The organism is Chromobacterium alkanivorans (assembly GCF_016937655.1).
Classification (GTDB): Bacteria; Pseudomonadota; Gammaproteobacteria; order Burkholderiales; family Chromobacteriaceae; genus Chromobacterium; species Chromobacterium alkanivorans.
This window is the reverse complement of sequence record NZ_JAFHKL010000032.1, coordinates 1-2,087: the sequence shown is the minus strand read 5'-3', so window position 1 is coordinate 2,087 and position 2,087 is coordinate 1. Positions and strand designations below refer to the sequence as shown.

Sequence of the window (2,087 nt, the reverse complement as noted above, 5' to 3'; positions counted from 1 at the left end):
TTGCTCGGCGCTCGGCAGCGGCAGCCGCGCCAGCGGGCAATCCGGCTGCGCGGTCGCCGCCTGCAGCAGTTCGCGGTAGTGCTCCAGCCAGCGGGCGGCGGTGTCGGCGCCGATCAAGCCGGCGCGGTATTCCAGCGTGGCGCGCAGGCCGTCGCCGGCCGGCTCCAGCATCAGGCTCAGGTCGAATTTGGCGTCGGCGGGGAACAGCGGCAGCGCTTCCGCCTCCACTCCCTGCCAGTCCAGGCGGCCCAGCGGCGCGTTCTGCAATGCGAACAGCGCGCGGAACGGCGCGTCCTGGGCCTGGGCGCGCGGGCCGGCCAGTTTCACCACCTGATCGAAGGGCGCGTGCTGATGGGCGAAGGCGTTCAGGCAGTCGGCGCGGTTGCGCGCCAGCAATTGGGCGAAGCTGGGCGCGCCGCTCAGATCCTGGCGCAGGATCAGGGTGTTGACGAAGAAGCCGAGGGTGGCTTCGAACTCGGCGCGGTCGCGGTTGGCCACCGGGCTGCCGACGCAAACGTCGTCGCGTCCGCTCAGCCGTTGCAGCAGCGCCTGAAAACCGGACAACAGCGCCATGAACAAGGTGGCGTCGGCGGCGCGGGCCTGGGCGCGCAGCGCGTCGATCAGAGCCGCCGGCAGCGTCAGGCTGACGTGGCCGGCCGCCTCGCTCCGGTTTTGGCCGGCGGCGAAATCGCCGGGCAGCTCCATCTCGCCGTCCAGGCCCGCCAGTCGTTCGCGCCAGTAGTCCAGCGCGTCGGCGTCGCCGCCGGCGCGGGTTTCGCGTTCCCATTCCGAAAAATCGGCGTATTGCAGCGCCTCGGGCAGGGCCGGCTCGGGCAGGCCGGCGGCCAGCGCCGGGTAGAGCGCGCCCAGTTCGCGCACCAGCACGCCCAGCGACCAGCCGTCGCAGGCGATGTGGTGGATGACGATGGACAGCACATGGTGCTGCGGGCCGAGGACGAACAGGCGGGCGCGGATCACCGGATCGCGCCGCAGATCGAAACGCAGGGCGGCTTCCGCGCGCAGCAGCGCCGCCAGGCCGGCCTCGTCGCAGGCGCTGCGCGGCAGCTCGCAGCCGGCTTGCGGGCGGATCAACTGGCAGGGTTCGCCGTCGACCAGATCGTATTGGGTGCGCAGGATCTCGTGGCGCGCCACCAGGGCGTTCAGCGCGGCTTGCAGCGCGTCGGGGTCCAGCGCGCCGCGCAGCCGCAGCGCCAGCGGGATGTGGTAGGCCGTCGAGTCCGGCGCCAGGTCCGCCAGCGTCCACAAGCGACGCTGGGCGCTGGATTGCGGGAAGACATAGGCGTCGAAAGAGGCGTGGGCGTCAATTGCGTTCATGGTTGGCCTTGATTGGACTGCTTGAAGGAGGCGTCGCCGTCGGCGCCGGGGGTGACGCGCGCCAGCTGGCGGCGCGCCTGCCGCACCGGCGCGGCGGCCGATGTTTGTCCGCGCAGCGCGTCGGCGTGCTGCGCCAGCTCCGCCGCGCGCGGATGTTCGAACAAGAGGCGCAGCGGCAGCGCCAGGCCCAGGCGTTCGCGCAGCCGGTTGGCGGCGCGCACCGCCAGGATGGAGTCGCCGCCCAGCTCGAAGAAGCTTTCGTCGCGGCTCACCTGCGGCAGCCGCAACAGCTCGGCGAACACCTCGGCCACCAGGAATTCGCTGGGCGTGCGCGGCGCTTCGAACACGCGCCGGGTCAGCGGTTCCGGCGCCGGCAGCGCGGCGCGGTCTATCTTGCCGTGGTGGGTCAGCGGGAAACGCTCCAGCGCCACGATGACGGCGGGCAGCATGTGTTCGGGCAGCTCGGCGGCCAGCGCGGCGCGCAAGGCGGCGGGTTCGCCGTCGCCGACGACGTAGGCGATCAGCCGCGGTTCGCCGGCGGCGGGGCGGTCCAGCAGGACCAGCGCTTCGCGCACCGCGGGCAGCCGGCACAGCGCGGCTTCGATTTCGCCCAGCTCGATGCGGAAGCCGCGCAGCTTGACCTGATGGTCGGCGCGGCCCAGGTATTCAATCTCGCCGTCGGCGCGGCGGCGGGCCAGATCGCCGGAGCGATAGAGACGGGAGCCGTCGGCGGCGAAGGGATTGGGCAGGAA

The 2,087-nt window shown here is 72.4% G+C and carries 2 protein-coding genes; both read right to left on the bottom strand.

Features of this window, described 5'->3' with window-relative positions; all coding sequences use genetic code 11:
* The coding region (locus JW897_RS24045; protein ID WP_240352362.1) for a condensation domain-containing protein at window positions 1-1,335 on the bottom strand (1,335 nt) is incomplete at its 3' end.
* A partial coding sequence (locus JW897_RS24040) for a phosphopantetheine-binding protein (RefSeq protein WP_240352361.1) occupies window positions 1,332-2,087 on the bottom strand: 756 nt, incomplete at its 5' end. The genes JW897_RS24045 and JW897_RS24040, both read right to left, overlap by 4 nt.